14 protein-coding genes are annotated in these 14,169 nt (G+C 58.4%); 5 read left to right on the plus strand and 9 right to left on the minus strand.

Annotation, left to right across the window (positions count from 1 at the left end; genetic code table 11):
• From EST62_RS00620 to EST62_RS00640, 5 genes are all read right to left on the minus strand, one after another.
• Positions 1-156, minus strand: a 156-nt coding sequence (locus EST62_RS00620) for an antitoxin (RefSeq protein ID WP_129050273.1), incomplete at its 3' end; no start/stop codon positions are given.
• A 520-nt stretch (positions 157-676) separates the two neighbouring features.
• A complete protein-coding gene (locus tag EST62_RS00625; protein WP_129050183.1) occupies positions 677-1,474 on the minus strand; it encodes an energy transducer TonB in 798 nt (265 codons plus the stop codon).
• 56 nt (positions 1,475-1,530) lie between these two features.
• Positions 1,531-2,061: a biopolymer transporter ExbD gene (locus EST62_RS00630; protein WP_129050184.1), complete on the minus strand. Its 531-nt coding sequence runs from the start codon at positions 2,059-2,061 to the stop codon at positions 1,531-1,533.
• Entirely contained in the window at positions 2,061-2,594 is a 534-nt protein-coding gene (locus EST62_RS00635; protein ID WP_129050185.1) for a biopolymer transporter ExbD, read from the minus strand. Before EST62_RS00635 ends, EST62_RS00630 begins: the two co-directional genes overlap by 1 nt.
• A gap of 3 nt (positions 2,595-2,597) precedes the next feature.
• Entirely contained in the window at positions 2,598-3,347 is a 750-nt protein-coding gene (locus EST62_RS00640) for a MotA/TolQ/ExbB proton channel family protein (RefSeq protein ID WP_129050186.1), read from the minus strand.
• 384 nt (positions 3,348-3,731) lie between these two features.
• On the opposite strand from EST62_RS00640, the gene dnaG reads away from it, so the two are divergent.
• Positions 3,732-5,630, plus strand: a complete 1,899-nt coding sequence (dnaG, locus tag EST62_RS00645; RefSeq protein ID WP_167599095.1) for a DNA primase — start codon at positions 3,732-3,734, stop codon at positions 5,628-5,630.
• Between the two features lie 124 nt (positions 5,631-5,754).
• Here the strand turns inward: dnaG and EST62_RS13330 are convergent, their stop codons facing one another.
• Complete coding sequence (locus EST62_RS13330) at positions 5,755-5,898, minus strand: hypothetical protein (protein WP_167599086.1); 144 nt, start codon at positions 5,896-5,898, stop codon at positions 5,755-5,757.
• Between the two features lie 186 nt (positions 5,899-6,084).
• Between EST62_RS13330 and EST62_RS00650 the strand changes: the two genes are divergently transcribed.
• Positions 6,085-6,630 (plus strand): four helix bundle protein, encoded by a 546-nt coding sequence (locus tag EST62_RS00650; protein WP_129050187.1) that lies wholly within the window; start codon positions 6,085-6,087, stop codon positions 6,628-6,630.
• 126 nt (positions 6,631-6,756) lie between these two features.
• Here the strand turns inward: EST62_RS00650 and glyA are convergent, their stop codons facing one another.
• Both glyA and EST62_RS00660 read right to left on the minus strand, forming a co-directional pair.
• Positions 6,757-8,079, minus strand: a complete 1,323-nt coding sequence (glyA, locus tag EST62_RS00655) for a serine hydroxymethyltransferase (protein WP_129050188.1) — start codon at positions 8,077-8,079, stop codon at positions 6,757-6,759.
• A 24-nt stretch (positions 8,080-8,103) separates the two neighbouring features.
• Positions 8,104-9,384, minus strand: coding sequence for a bifunctional 3,4-dihydroxy-2-butanone-4-phosphate synthase/GTP cyclohydrolase II (locus tag EST62_RS00660; protein ID WP_129050189.1), 1,281 nt, complete (start codon positions 9,382-9,384; stop codon positions 8,104-8,106).
• Between the two features lie 381 nt (positions 9,385-9,765).
• Between EST62_RS00660 and carB the strand changes: the two genes are divergently transcribed.
• The 3 genes from carB to EST62_RS00675 all read left to right on the plus strand — a co-directional run bounded on the left by carB (position 9,766) and on the right by EST62_RS00675 (position 13,070).
• Positions 9,766-11,622, plus strand: a complete 1,857-nt coding sequence (carB, locus tag EST62_RS00665) for a carbamoyl-phosphate synthase large subunit (protein WP_129050190.1) — start codon at positions 9,766-9,768, stop codon at positions 11,620-11,622.
• 198 nt (positions 11,623-11,820) lie between these two features.
• Positions 11,821-12,312: a rubrerythrin family protein gene (locus tag EST62_RS00670; RefSeq protein ID WP_167599087.1), complete on the plus strand. Its 492-nt coding sequence runs from the start codon at positions 11,821-11,823 to the stop codon at positions 12,310-12,312.
• Between the two features lie 263 nt (positions 12,313-12,575).
• Entirely contained in the window at positions 12,576-13,070 is a 495-nt protein-coding gene (locus tag EST62_RS00675; protein WP_129050191.1) for a ferritin, read from the plus strand.
• A 97-nt stretch (positions 13,071-13,167) separates the two neighbouring features.
• Here EST62_RS00675 and EST62_RS00680 read toward each other — a convergent pair whose 3' ends face one another.
• Positions 13,168-14,046 carry a metallophosphoesterase gene (locus EST62_RS00680; protein ID WP_129050192.1) on the minus strand — a complete coding sequence of 293 codons (879 nt, stop codon included), beginning with the start codon at positions 14,044-14,046 and terminating at the stop codon, positions 13,168-13,170.
• Positions 14,047-14,169: the final 123 nt, after the last annotated feature.

Genomic DNA, 14,169 nt, shown 5'->3' on the forward strand with positions numbered 1-14,169 from the left:
CGCCGCTTCGAGCATATCCCAAGGCTTGTCGCAAGGCAGAAGAATGACGCCATTGCCGAAATGCCGGACAATCACCTCCTTGCCCTCGAAACGATACTCTTTCGGCAACCGAACCGCCTGACTGCGACCCGAAGTAAATATTTTCGCTGTGTCCATGTGCTCTCCTCCTGATGATATATATCAGAGATAATCATCAAAAAGAACAATTCAAAACGCACAGAAGTTTTCGTGTCAAGTCAAGACAGAACCGCCGTGTACATTCCCCCGTCATTGCGAGGAGCATAGCGACGCCGCAATCCATGCGGAGTCAGTGAAGGCGCACAACAGGGATGGATCGCCACGTCCCGACCTGTCGGGACTCGCGATGACGGTGTCCGGGGTCAATGCGAAACGAAACAGACAACTTCGATTTCGATGGCGATTTCGACAAAGTGAACACCCAGGAAAACTATGCGTGTTCAGGGAAAGACTATTTCCGGTTTTTCCTGTCATTCTGAGTCCAACGCAGTTGGGGGAAGAATCCAACTTTTTCGGGTAGCATCGAGGCGTTTCGACTGGATTCTTCACTTCGTTCAGAATGACAAAAAAAATAAGGGCGGCCACAAGAGCCGCCCCTACAAATCCAATCTCCCCTCTCTTCAATTCATCATTTAGAACTCATCATTCATCATTCGCTTCACCCTTCGTGCAGCGTAAAGCGCACAGGAATGGTCATCCAGACCCGCACCCTTCTGCCGTTCTGCACTCCTGCGGTGTACTTCGTCTCCATCGCGATGCGCGTCGCCTCCTTGTCGAACACTGTCTGGTCGGCGGGGATGCGCTTGACGATCTCGGCTTTCATCGGACGGCCCTCCTCACTGATGAGTACGCGCACGAAAACCCGCCCCTCGATTCCGGCGATCCTCGCCATTTCGGGGTACATGAGCCTCGGTGTGCTGACCACCGTCGGCGGATTCTGGCAATTCACAAACTCCACGATGGTTTCGCATGATCCCGATCCGCCGCCATCCTGAGGCGCGCCCTGCTGGATCGCCTGCTTGATCTCCTTCTGCGTAGCGAAGGTTTGATCCGGCGGCGCTTCAGCCACCTTCTTGATCTTGCCCACCTTCGGCGCGTCCACCGGTGCTGCTGCCGCGCTCGCCTTCGGCGGCTCAGGAGCCATTGGCGGAGGAGGAGGCAACTGCGTCACGTTGGTGACGATCTCGTAGCACTGCACATCTGTCTGGGCGTTATGGCCGCCTCCAAACATGCCCATCACGCGATTCCAGTTCGCGCTGACAAGCCAGAAGAGCGACAAGAGCAGCACGGCCACCACCACGCCGTGAGTCAGAAACAGATGAGCCTCGCGCCTCAGACTGAGATTGCCGTAATCGATCTTTCTCAGCCGGTCGGTATCGAGGAACTGCTCGCGGAACGTCCAGCGCTGCGCCTTTCTCGCCGCATCTTCATGTACCTGTTTGAACTTTGACGACACCTTTCCGTACTCCTGTTTTCTGGTTCACGAACTGCACAAAACCGCGCCCCGCCCCTTCACTGCATGGCCACGACCTTCTGAATTGCGGCCTCGTCCTGCGCGGTGAACTCGTCGAGGCTGAACCGGTCGATCTTCATCATGTTGAACTCGTCGATGATGTCAACCAGCGATTTGTACTTGGCCTTGTCGCTGATCTTGACGACAATCACCAGCTTTTTGTTGTTCCCGAACTGCTGGCGCAGCACCTGGCGAAGCTCTTTGCTGAGCATGGCGAAGTTCTCGCTCTGGTCGTAGAGCGGTGTGCGGCGCGGCGCGTCCTCACCGAGCGACCAGTAGGCGAAGCCGTCGCCGGGCACGCGGAGCGTCATGACGTTCAGCTCCGCCACATCCACCTCGCCGGTCTCTGGCGGAATGTTGATCTCCATCGTGTTCGACTTGGCGAAGGTGGTTGTCAGCATGAAAAAGGTGAGCAGAAGGAACGCTACATCCACCATCGGCGTCATGTCGAGCCGGAACCCGAGCCGTTTGCGCTGGCGCGCGCTTCGCTTCGAGCCGCGCCGCTCTCCGGGGGAATCGACCATACCCATCAGCGCACCTCCTTTTCGAGAACGGTCACGAGGTTGAAGTTGAGCAGGTTCATCTTTTTAAACACCTTGATGACGTAGTTGACCGCTTCATAATCGGCCTTGTTGTCCGCCTTGATGACCGGCCTCATCCGCTGGTCGGCGAAGCGCGACATCATGATGTAACGGGCCAGCTCCTCTTTTTCGATTTTAAAGCTGTCGTCGAGCCTGAACTTCCGGAGCGAATCGGCCACCGCCGCCTGGGAGATGCCCGCATTTTCGAGCTTCGGCCTGACCACCGTGTCGAAAAGCCGCTCCCTGGTGCGCTGCGACGAAACCCCCATGTAGATCGAGTTGTCCTTCGCGACGGTCACGGTGAGCACATCGGACTCCGGCAGCTTCATGTTCGAGTGCGACGACGGCAGGTCGATCGTCACCGTTTCCGGCGGACGAAACTTGGTGGTCAGCATGAAGAAGGTCAGGAGCAGGAACGCTACATCGACCATCGGCGTCATGTCGAGCCGGAAGCCTACCCGTTTTCGTTTGATTTTGGACATGGGTCACGATTGAACTTTTCCGGTGCCGAGCGTCTGGATGATGTAGAAGGCCGCTTCGTCGATCTGGTAGCTGAACTTGTCAACCCGGTTGGTGAAGACGTTGTAGGTCACGATGCCCATGATGCCGCCGAGGATGCCGAGCGCCGTGTTGAAGAGCGCCTCGGAGATACCGAGCGAAAGCTGCACGGCGTCCGGCGCGCCGCTGGTGGCCATCGCCGTGAAGGCGCGGATCATGCCAAGCGTGGTGCCGAGCAGGCCGACCATCGTGGAGATCGAGGCGATGGTCGAAATAGCCACGAGGTTCTTTTCGAGCAGCGGCATCTCCATGACGGTCGCCTCTTCGACCGCCTTCTGCATTTCGCTGACACGCTTTTCACGGTCGGTCACATTGTGCGCGGCGAGCATCTTGTAGCGGTCGAGCACGGCCCGCATCACGGCGGCAAGCGAACTCTGGTGGTCGTCGCAGCGGGAGATCGCCTGGTCGATGGAACCCGAATCGACATCCTGCTTGAGGCTCTGCACGAACTCCGTCATGGAGCCTTTTCCGGAAGCCTTGTTCAAGGCCACGATTCGCTCGACGATGTAGGCGATCACCATCAGAATCAGCGCCATCAGCACCGACACGACCGGCCCGCCTTTCCAGACGGCGTGGAACATGGATTCCGGTGGCGTCGTGCCCATCCAGACATAAAAACCGAGGGATACCGCGTAGGTCACCACAATCAGTATCGCCGTAAAAAATCCCTGTTTCATATGGTTGGTATTGAGATGTTGGAAGTAACGGAATCCACGACAAAGCCCTCTTTCAAGTCAGAATAAAGCGCATCCGGAAGGTCACTTGCAAGCCCGCCAGCGGGGCAGGCGTTTCGGGAAAGGATACTCATGAGGCGGTATGAAGAAACTGCAAGGCCGATAATTCTAAAACCAATCAGAAAAGGAGGCTGTCACTGTGATAATGTAGTAATAAAGCATAGACTCGCCAACCTGCCACGGAAGGAACTCCCGGAGAAATCGTGTAAAACAGTAATTATTTTCAAAAAAAGTAGCCTCTGGACGGCAGAATCGCTGAACGTTGCGATTTCTTTTTTTTCAGCTTATCATAGCATCGAACAGAAAAAAGGACGAGCAATGGCAGGCATGATACCGGAACGAGTGATCGACGAGGTTCGTCAGAGCACGGACATTGTTGATGTCGTGTCGGATTATGTCCGGCTGCAACCGTCGGGCCACCGCTTCAAGGCGCTCTCGCCCTTCACGCAGGAGAAAACCCCGTCGTTCATCGTCTCGCCCGACAAACAGATTTACAAGTGCTTTTCGAGCGGCAAGGGGGGCAACGTCTTCACCTTCATCATGGAAATGGAGAAGGTGAGTTTCCCCGAAGCGGTTGAGATGCTGGCCAAGCGCGCCAATATCGACATCGGCAAGTACCGGCAGCAGCACGCGCGGCAGGAGGAGGAGAAGCAGCAGGAGAGCAGCCAGTTCGATACGCTCCGCTGGGCAGCGCGGCTCTTTCACCGCACCCTCGAAAGCGAAGCCGGAAGCCCGGCGCTCGCCTACCTCATCAGCAACCGTGGACTCGAACCCGCCACGATCCGCCGCTTCGGCCTCGGCTTCGCGCCCGAGTCGTGGGACTTTCTGCTCCACGCGGCGGAGCGGGACAAGGCGCCGATGGAGCAGCTTATCGCGCTCGGCCTGTTGACGCGCCACCCAAAGCGCCATACGCTCTACGACACCTTCCGCAACCGCGTCATCTTTCCGATTCTCACCATCGGCGGCCAAGTCGCGGGCTTCGGCGGGCGGACGCTTTCGAGCGACGCCGAGACGCCGAAGTACATCAACTCGCCGGAGAGCGCCTCCTTCGAGAAGTCGAAGCTGCTCTACGGAATGCACGCCGCGAAGGACGAAATCCGGCGGCAGGAGACAGCCATTCTCGTCGAGGGGTACATGGATGTGATCGCCATGCACCAGGCGGGCTTCCCGAACACGGTTGCCTCGTGCGGCACCGCGCTGACCCGCTACCAGTCCAAAATCCTGAAGCGCTACACCTCGCGCGTGCTCTTCCTCTACGACGGCGACAACGCTGGCAAGAAATCGATGCTCGCCGGAATCGACATTCTGCTCGCCGAAGGCCTGACGCCGTGGGTGGTGATGCTGCCCGGCGCGGAAGACCCCGACAGCTTCATCCGCAATCGGGGCAAGGAGGCGTTCGCAGAGGTGCTGGAGCACGAACGCGCCTCGTTCCAGGATTTCCAGCTCCGCTGCTACCGCGACGCCGGATGGATGGAGAGTCCCGACACGGCCTCGAAAGCGGTCTCCGTCATGACGCGGAGCATCTCGCTCATCGCCGATCCGGTACAGAAGGAGCTGTACATCGACGAACTGTCCAGAAAGCTCGACCTCAGCCGACAGACGCTGCGCAAGGCGATGGCAGGCAGCGGCGGACGCGGTGGCTCGCGGGAGCCGTACCGGCAGCGCAACGAACCGCCGCCGGAACTGCCAGCGCAATCGGCGCCGCTCTCCGTGCCGGAGCGCACCTTTCTCGAAGCGCTGCTCGAAAGCACCTTCTACGGCAACGAAGTGCTCGACTTCGCCGCCTCGCACGAAACGATGTTCCACCTCGCGAACCCCGCCGCCCGCGCCATCTTCAGCCATCTGGTCAAACGCTTCCGCGAAACGGGCGAACGGGACGGCCACCTCGACATCACCTCGGAGATCAGCTCCATCGGCATGGAGGAGGCGAGCAACCTCGGCTTCGACATCCTCTTCCGCCTGCCGGTCAACGAAACCACGCACCCAACCCTCGCCGAAATCGAACAGCACGCCCGCCGCTGCCTCACCCACTTCCTCGTCGCGGTGAAGACGCTCGTGCTTGAGCCGATGCAGAAAGAGAAGCAAAGAATTATCGCGCAACTCCAGTCAGCTCCCGTCGCGAGCGAACAGGAACAGCTATCGAGAGAGTTGCTCGAACACAACAAGCAATTCCGGGCGATGGAGCAGGAGGTGAACGAGTCGATCCGGGGGATTCTTGGGGAGTGAGGGGGAAGAAAAGCGCTGCGGACTTTGTGGACAGAGTGGACTTGGTTGACGAAGATCGAATGCCTTTCTTTTTTTCCCTTGTCCACTCAGTCCACGCCGTCCACAAAGTCCACTCAGTCCACCCTCACTGCAACCGGTTCGGGTAGTTCCGGCTCTTTGCCGCGTGCCACTCACCGAGGAGCCAGCGCACCACTGGACGGAGCAGTAACGCCACGAGGATGATCGCGGCCAGAACGATAACGGCAATCACGGCAAGTATCGACGGCATTCTTTCCCCTCTTTTGGTCTCTCGTTTTCGTTCAATATAGCCACAACCCGTTACAGGTCGCACACCTGGCCCACAGAATGCGGAGAAAACAAACGGCTACACGACAAAGAATAACTATTAATTATTTCGCATATTTTTCATTATATTTAATCGTTGCGGTACTCCCAAACTCCTTCGCAGCAAAACATGAGCACCATACCCCTCAACCCCGATCATGGCGGATACAGAGAGCTGAAAAGCTTTCAGGTCGCGCGGCTGCTCTATGACGTAACCGTGCGATTCTGCAATCGCTATATCGAAAAGCATGGTCAAATCCACGACCGGATGGTGCAGTTCGCGCGATCTGGAGTTGAAAACATTGCTGAAGGTTATCGAACCGCCGGTGATCCAAAAATGAACGAACTCAAACTGACCCTCGAAGCTCGCTCATACATAGCTGAGTTGCGGGGCGATTATGAGGATTTTCTTTTTCAGAATAACCTGCCCATCTGGCCACATGATGATTGGCGGCGCAAATCACTGATGAACCGTCAATGTTCCTCGGTCGATGAAGTCGCCCTCTGGGTTCTGCGAAAGCACAAGAGCCAGCCAAGCAAGCACAACCCGTCCGCTCCCGCCCAGGCTTCCCTGCCCGAAATTTCCGCCAATGCCGCCATTACGCTAACCATCGTTGCCTGTAACCTCCTTGACCGCCAGATCAGCGCTCTCGAAAAACGCTTCGGAACGAAATGAACTGAATAGACCCCGTGGACAAAAAACAAGCATCCGCTCTTCATCCACAAAGTCCACTTTTTCACACAAAAAAAGCCGGCCACCTTTGCGGGGCGCCGGCCTTTGTAATGCTTTGGTGCTGCCTGCTTATGACTGCAAACCGTAGCCGTTCAGCGGAAACTGCAAGCACAGTTCTTTGACTTCCTGCCTGACCTGCTTGCAGACCTCGGCGACGTTGGCGTCGTTGGCGGCTGAAATGACGCGGTCGATCAGTTCGACGATCTTCTCGCTTTCGGCGACCAACATGCCGCGCGTGGTCATGGCCGGGGTGCCGACGCGGATGCCGCTGGTGACGAAGGGCGATTTGTCGTCGAAGGGCACCATGTTCTTGTTGACCGTGATGCCCGCTTCGTGCAAGAGATTCTCGGCGACCTTGCCGGTGACGTTCTTGTTACGCAGGTCGAGCAGCATGAGGTGGTTCTTCGTTCCGCCGCTGACGATGTGGTAGTCGGCTTCGAGAAACTTCGCGGCCATCGCAGCGGCGTTCTCCTTGATCTGCCGGGCGTAGGCCTTGAACTCCGGCCGGAGCGCTTCGCCAAAGGCGACCGCCTTGCCGGCAATGATGTGCATCAGCGGGCCACCCTGGATGCCGGGCATCACCTCGGCGTCCATCACCTCGCTCATCAACTTGACGCGCGGGCCGTTCTTGGTGTTGATGGTCAGGCCGAGCGGGTTCTCGAAATCCTTGCCCATCATAATCATGCCGCCGCGCGGGCCTCGCAGGGTTTTGTGCGTGGTGGTGGTCACGAAGTGGCAGTGCGGCATCGGGTCGGCGGAGAGGCCCGCGGCGACCAGACCCGCCGGGTGGGCGATGTCGGCCATGAGCAGCGCGCCCGCCTTGTCGGCGACCTCGCGGAACGCCTTGAAGTCGAAGCCCTGCGAGTAAGCGCTCGCGCCGGTGATGATGAGTTTCGGCTTGACCTGCATGGCCAGCTCCTCGACCTTGTTCATGTCGATGATGCCGGTCTCCTTGTCAACGCCGTAGGAGTGTGCGTCGAAGAACTGACCGGAGAAGTTCACCTTGCTGCCGTGAGTCAGGTGGCCGCCGTGGGAGAGGTCGAGGCCCATGATGGCGTCGCCCGGCTTGAGCACGGCGAACAGCACCGCCATGTTGGCGCTGGAGCCGGAGTGCGGCTGCACGTTGACGTAGTCGCAGCCGAAGAGCTTTTTGGCGCGGTCACGGGCCAGGTTCTCGGCCACATCGACGAACTCGCAGCCGCCGTAGTAACGCTTGCCGGGGTAGCCCTCGGCGTATTTGTTGGTCATCACCGAGCCGCACGCTTCCATGACCGCGTTGCTGGTGAAGTTCTCCGAAGCGATCAGTTCGAGCGTCTCGGTCTGGCGTTTCGTTTCATTGGCGATCGCCTCGAAAACCTCGGGGTCGAGCCGTTTGAGAATATCGTTATCCATCGTTCTTTTTTCTCCCGGTGGAGGTTAATCTTTTTTGTGCTGTTTCAACTGTTCGTCGGCAAGGCGCTCGAAGAGGATGCGTTCGTTGCCCGTCGCCATTTCAATCATGTGGCCAAGCTTGTCGCGCTTGGTTTCGAGATAGTGGCGGTTCACCTCGTTCGGTTCGATTTCGAGCGGCAGGCGCTCGACGATTTCGAGGCCGTAGCCTTCGAGGCCGACGATCTTTTTCGGATTGTTGGTCAAGAGACGCATCTTGCGGACGCCGAGATCCTGAAGAATCTGCGCCCCGATACCGTAGTCGCGCAGGTCGGCCTTGAAGCCGAGCTTCTCGTTGGCCTCGACCGTGTCGAAACCCTCGTCCTGCAAATTATAGGCCTTGAGTTTGTTGATGAGGCCGATGCCGCGCCCCTCCTGCATGAGATAAACCAGCACGCCGCGCCCCTCCTTTTCGATCATGCGCAGGGCGGTTTCGAGCTGGTGGCCGCAATCGCAGCGCAGCGAGCCGAAGGTGTCGCCCGTGGCGCACTGCGAGTGCACCCGAACCAGCACCGGTTCGCCGTCGGCGACGTCGCCCTTGACGAAGGCCATGTGGTTTTGCTGATCGACGAGGGTTTCGTAGGCAATCAGGCCGAACTCGCCATGCGCGGTGGGAAGCTTCGACTCCACGGCGCGGTGCACCAGCTTGCTCTCCTGCATCCGGTAAGCGACCAGATCCTTGATGGTGACGATCTTCATGCCGAGCTTCTCCTTGAGCTTCAAAAGCTCAGGCACGCGCGCCATGCTGCCGTCGTCGTGCAGGATTTCGCAAAGCAGACCGGCGGGCTGGCAACCAGCCAGGCGGCAGAGATCGACGGCGGCCTCGGTGTGACCAACCCTGCGGAGCACGCCGCCATCCATCGCCCGAAGCGGAAAGATGTGGCCGGGGCGAGAGAAGTCATCCGCCGAGCACGACGGATCGGCGATCATCTTGAGGGTCATGTAGCGATCGTAGGCCGAAATGCCCGTGGTGACTCCTTCGGCGAGCGCGTCGATGGAGACGGTGAAGTTGGTTTCGTGCTGCGAGGTGTTGCGCTGCACCATCGGTTCGAGCTGCAACTCGCGAGCGCGCTGCATGGGAATGGCCACGCAGAGCAGGCCGCGCGCCTCTTTGGTGATAAAATTCACCATCTCGGGGGTCACGTGCTCGGCGGCGGCGATGAAATCGCCTTCGTCTTCGCGGTCTTCGTCATCGACGACGATGATGAGTTTACCGTTCCTGATGTCTTCGAGGGCCGATGCTATAGAGTCAAACTTTTTATCGCTCATCGCAAAGTATGCTTACTGGACTGATGCCTATGGTTAACGGTCGGAAATTACACGAAAAGAGAAGAATATAATAGCGATAGTCGAAAAAACTTCCGGAACCGGCCCGCGCGGCGGTGGCTGAAAGGGACGGGCACAAGACCCGTCCCTACAGTAGAGAGGTGGCAGGATAATCATGTTCATGGTTCGAGTGCGGTATCCAATCCCGACTTCGGGATGGCTCGCAATGGCGGTGGATGCGGGACATTGTCCCCATTGACTCGACACTTTCCTGAACTTTGAGTTCGGACGCCTTTTTATTATACTCCGGCGGTTGTAAAGTACGGCCATGAATTGTTAACTTTGGCGACGCTCTTCAAACATGATTTTCCAATACGACGCTGCATGACCACACCACTCCCTGAACTCTCCGGCGAGGCGCAGAATCTCGCGCTCAGGTTGCCCGCTCCGAAGATGAAAAAGGCCAAGGAGCACGGCTTTTCCGATTTCCAGATTGCTACCATATTCCAGACCGGCGAAGCCACAGTACGCGAGCTGCGCACCCACTACGGCGTGGTGTCGGTCTTCAAGACCGTCGATACCTGCGCCGCCGAGTTTGACGCCAGCACCCCCTACCACTACTCGACCTACGACGAGGAGAACGAGTCGGTGCGCTCCGATCGCAAAAAAGTGATTATCCTCGGCGGCGGCCCCAACCGCATCGGCCAGGGCATCGAGTTCGACTACTGCTGCGTGCAGGCGGTCTTTGCCCTGCGCGAAGCGGGGTACGAAACCATCATGGTCAACTGCAACCCCGAAACGGTTTCGACCGACTACGACATCGCCGACAAGCTCTACTTCGAGCCGCTCACCTTCGAGGACGTCATCCGCATCATCGAGCACGAACAGCCGCTCGGCGTGATCGTCAGCTTCGGCGGCCAGACCCCGCTCAAACTCTCGACCAAGCTCGACAAAGCCGGCGTGAACATCCTCGGCACCTCCTCGGACGGTATCGACCTGGCCGAAGACCGCAAGCGGTTCGGCGCCTTGCTCGAAAAGCTCGACATTCCGCATCCCGACTACGGCACGGCCACCACCTTCGCCGAAGCGCAGGAGATCACCCGTCGCATCGGCTATCCGGTGCTGGTGCGCCCCAGCTACGTGCTTGGCGGACGCGCCATGAAGATCATCTACAGCGATGACTCGCTCAAGGAGTACGTTGACCAGGCGCTCTTCATCACCGAAAAGTATCCGCTGCTCATCGACCGCTTCCTCGAAACCGCCGTCGAGTTCGACATCGACGCCATCGCCGACCGCACCGACTGCGTCATCAGCGGCATCATGCAGCACGTCGAGGCCGCCGGCATCCACAGCGGCGACTCCACCTCGATTCTGCCCTACTACAATATCGATCCGGCGGCCATCGCCACTATGAAGGAGCACACGCGCAAGCTCGCCGAGCACATCGGCGTCGTTGGCCTGATGAACGTGCAGTACGCCGTGCAGAACGGCAAAGTCTATGTGATCGAGGTCAACCCGCGCGCCAGCCGCACCGTGCCCTTCGTAGGCAAGGCCACGGCGATTCCGGTGGTCAAGATCGCCACACGCGTCATGCTCGGCGAAAAACTCAGCGACCTGCGCCGTGAGTTCGACCTGAAGGATTGCGACGAGCTTGGCCTGAAGCATATGGCCATCAAGGAGCCGGTCTTCCCCTTCTCAAAGTTCGTCAAGTCCGGCGTCTATCTCGGCCCCGAAATGCGCTCCACCGGCGAGGCGATGAGCCTGGCTGAATCGTTCCCCGAAGCATTCGCCAAAGCCTACCAGGCGGCCAACATGCACCTGCCGCTCTCCGGCACGGTCTTCATCAGCGTCAACGAGCAGGACAAAAACCAGCGAATCCTCAACGTCGCCCGCGAACTCTACCGCATGGACTTCGACCTGGTGGCTACCACCGGCACCCACGCTTTTTTGACCGAAAACGGCATTGAGTGCAAGAAGGTTTTCAAGGTGGGCGAAGAGGGACGGCCAAACATCTTCGACATCATCAAGCTCGGCAAGGTGGACTTCGTCATCAACACTCCGCGCGGCGAAAAGGCGCTGCACGACGAGGAGGCCATCGGCTCGGCCTCGGTGCAGAGCGGCGTGCCGTTCGTCACCACCGTCGAGGCCGCCGAAGCCTCGGTGCGGGCAATCGACTGCACCCGCTGCCAGCCCTTCGGCGTCAAGAGCTTGCAGGAGTACGCGAAGTATCGCGAGCAGTAGGTGTTTCGCTCGTTCTTTAAAGAAAAGGACTTCAGGGACAGCAAGGACTGAAGGGACAAAGAGCATTGAATCGCACTCCTTGCTGTCCCTGAAGTCCCTGATGTCCTTTGCGTCCCTTTCCTCTTCAATGTCGCCGCCGTTCATTATCTTGCCCCTGTTTGAAATTCAAGTCACCCGTCACCGACACCTGTTACTTCCATGTCAACCTCACCGACCATCGCCGCTCTGCTCGACGAATCGATACAGCTCGAACTCAATCTCGCGAAGCTTTATACTCTTTTCAACGACCGGTTCGAAGAGGACGAGGAGTTCTGGTGGCAGCTCTCGATGGAGGAGCGCAGCCACGCCGCCCTGCTCCAGCAGGAGAAAAAGCAGCCGCAGCCGTTGCCGTTTTTTCCGGAAAATCTGCTCTCCAGAGACCTCGAAGCCCTGAAGGCGAACAACGCCCGCATCCTCGCCGAGGCGGAGCGCTTCGCCGCCTCGCCGTTCTCGCGGGAGGAGGCGCTGAACCTGGCGCTGCACATCGAAATGTCCGCCGGAGAGGCGCACTTCCAGGAGTTCATGGACAGCGACACCGGCTCCTTGACCGCCGATATTTTCAAACAGCTCGCCAGCGAAGACCAGAACCACGCAGTCCGCATCCGCGAGTACATGAAAGAACTGGGTGTCAAGGAAGAGAAACTCTCCTGAAAAACCCCGCCCGGATCGTCAGAACGCAAAGCTCAGCGAGGGTCTTGCGCTCACACGCTATTGTTGTCGCAGTCGAGGTTTCGATTGGGGCAACGATTCCGCCGGTCTCCCCCGTTACACCGAAACTCTCGTTTTATTGAGAAGAGCGAGTTGCCCTGCCAGTTCCTGAAAAGCCCTGCGCTGAAACGATCAGCCGCCCGGCATGGTTGAAATGCCCTGACAGACAATCGCAAAACCAACCATCAGCAAAAAGAGGTGTACCCATGCTCAGCAAAAAACTTCAGCAAGCGTTCAACGAACAGATCAACCACGAGATGGCTTCGGCCTACCTCTACCTGTCGATGGCCGCCTACGCCCACTCGATGAATCTTCCCGGCTTCGCACACTGGCTCGAACTCCAGTTCAAGGAGGAGCAGGGCCATGCTATGAAGCTCTACAAATTCGTCAACGAACGCGGCGTCAAGGTGGAGCTGCTCCCTATCGCCCAGCCGACGTCGGACTTCCAGTCCCCGGCGCACCTGTTCGAGGAGGTGCTGAACCACGAGCGCAAAATCACCGCGCTCATCAACAAGCTGTATGAAGCCGCCGTCGATGCCAAAGATTACGCGGCGCAGGTGCTTCTGCACTGGTTCATCGAAGAGCAGGTCGAGGAGGAGGCTGCCGCCAGCGAGATTCTCGGCACCATCAAAATGGCCGGAGAAAAGGGGCACGCACTCGTTATGATGGATCGCCAACTCGCCCGCCGCGGCATGAACTGATGCGCCGGCGAACGCTCCCTTCTTGCGATCAACACTCGAACCCTGGCATCCGCCGGGGTTCTTTTTTTGCACCCGGAGTCAGAAAAAAGCCGACACGCTACCGCTTGAGGGCGAGGTTGACGAAGCGGTGCGACCACCTGCCGTTCGCGCCGATGGTCAGCTCGCCGTACCGTTCGGGAGAGTAGCGGAAACTGCCGCCGTTGATAAAGTCCATGCCGCCAACCTGATAGACCTGGAAACGGTGGAAGTGGCCGTGCAGCACCAGTTTCGCGCCGAGACCTTTCATCGCCCCGAGGTATTCGTCGCGATTCTTGAACTCCATGGTCCAGTCGAACGCCTGATCGACCAGCATACCGGTGCCATAGACCTTGTAGGCGTGGTGACAGAGGCCGATGACGAAACTTTCGTCGAGCGCCTGCCGGACATTCGGCTCCCGGAGCGCCTTGAGCGTTTCGTGCGAAACGCTGCCTCGCGCGCCGAGCGGATTGTCTGCTCCCGACCACGGATCGACCGTATTGACCGCCACGAACGAGAGCGCAATCTGGCCAAAACGCATCACCTTGACAAAGGGCACGCCCGCCGCCTCTCCGCCGTCGCCGCTGATGAGCGGACGGAAAACGGCGTTGAACTGCCGGAGACGATGGTCAAGTCTTCGCTGACGGCTCCGGTCATCGGGATTGAGCGCGTTGTAAAAGCGCATCTCCTCTTCGAGGTCGATCAGGTCGTGATTGCCCGGTATCACCGTGGTTTTTGTCCAGTCGAACAGCCCGTGGCGCACCAGAGCGTCCCGGATGATCGTCCAGAGCACCGGTGAGGCGGTGTCGATCAGGTCGCCGGTCATCACGAGATGATCGTACCGGCGGCGAACGAACTCGGCAAACATGACGTCAAGCCTCGCTATCAGGTAACGATCGTTCTTGCTTGCAAAGTGCAGATCGGAAAGATGGGCGATAGTTACTTTCTTATCAAAGGACACCGTTGCACTGTTGATTTACGGATTGAAAGACTTAAATTCAGCAAGGTAACGAATGAATCTGGCTGGATCGGAGCCGCCGTGAATCCCGATACCCCTTTGTTCATCCCCGCATCCTTTTCACGG

It is taken from the genome of Chlorobaculum sp. 24CR, assembly GCF_004118635.1.
Lineage (GTDB): Bacteria > Bacteroidota > Chlorobiia > Chlorobiales > Chlorobiaceae > Chlorobaculum.

What these genes read in the sequence shown, in the direction of transcription:
- EST62_RS00630 (WP_129050184.1), bottom strand. Translation starts at nt 2,061, where the DNA reads ATGGGTATGGTCGATTCCCCCGGAGAGCGGCGCGGCTCGAAGCGAAGC.
- EST62_RS00635 (WP_129050185.1), bottom strand. Translation starts at nt 2,594, where the DNA reads ATGTCCAAAATCAAACGAAAACGGGTAGGCTTCCGGCTCGACATGACG.
- EST62_RS00640 (WP_129050186.1), bottom strand. Translation starts at nt 3,347, where the DNA reads ATGAAACAGGGATTTTTTACGGCGATACTGATTGTGGTGACCTACGCG.
- dnaG (WP_167599095.1), top strand. Translation starts at nt 3,732, where the DNA reads ATGATACCGGAACGAGTGATCGACGAGGTTCGTCAGAGCACGGACATT.
- EST62_RS13330 (WP_167599086.1), bottom strand. Translation starts at nt 5,898, where the DNA reads ATGCCGTCGATACTTGCCGTGATTGCCGTTATCGTTCTGGCCGCGATC.
- EST62_RS00650 (WP_129050187.1), top strand. Translation starts at nt 6,085, where the DNA reads ATGAGCACCATACCCCTCAACCCCGATCATGGCGGATACAGAGAGCTG.
- glyA (WP_129050188.1), bottom strand. Translation starts at nt 8,079, where the DNA reads ATGGATAACGATATTCTCAAACGGCTCGACCCCGAGGTTTTCGAGGCG.
- EST62_RS00660 (WP_129050189.1), bottom strand. Translation starts at nt 9,384, where the DNA reads ATGAGCGATAAAAAGTTTGACTCTATAGCATCGGCCCTCGAAGACATC.
- carB (WP_129050190.1), top strand. Translation starts at nt 9,766, where the DNA reads ATGACCACACCACTCCCTGAACTCTCCGGCGAGGCGCAGAATCTCGCG.
- EST62_RS00670 (WP_167599087.1), top strand. Translation starts at nt 11,821, where the DNA reads ATGTCAACCTCACCGACCATCGCCGCTCTGCTCGACGAATCGATACAG.
- EST62_RS00675 (WP_129050191.1), top strand. Translation starts at nt 12,576, where the DNA reads ATGCTCAGCAAAAAACTTCAGCAAGCGTTCAACGAACAGATCAACCAC.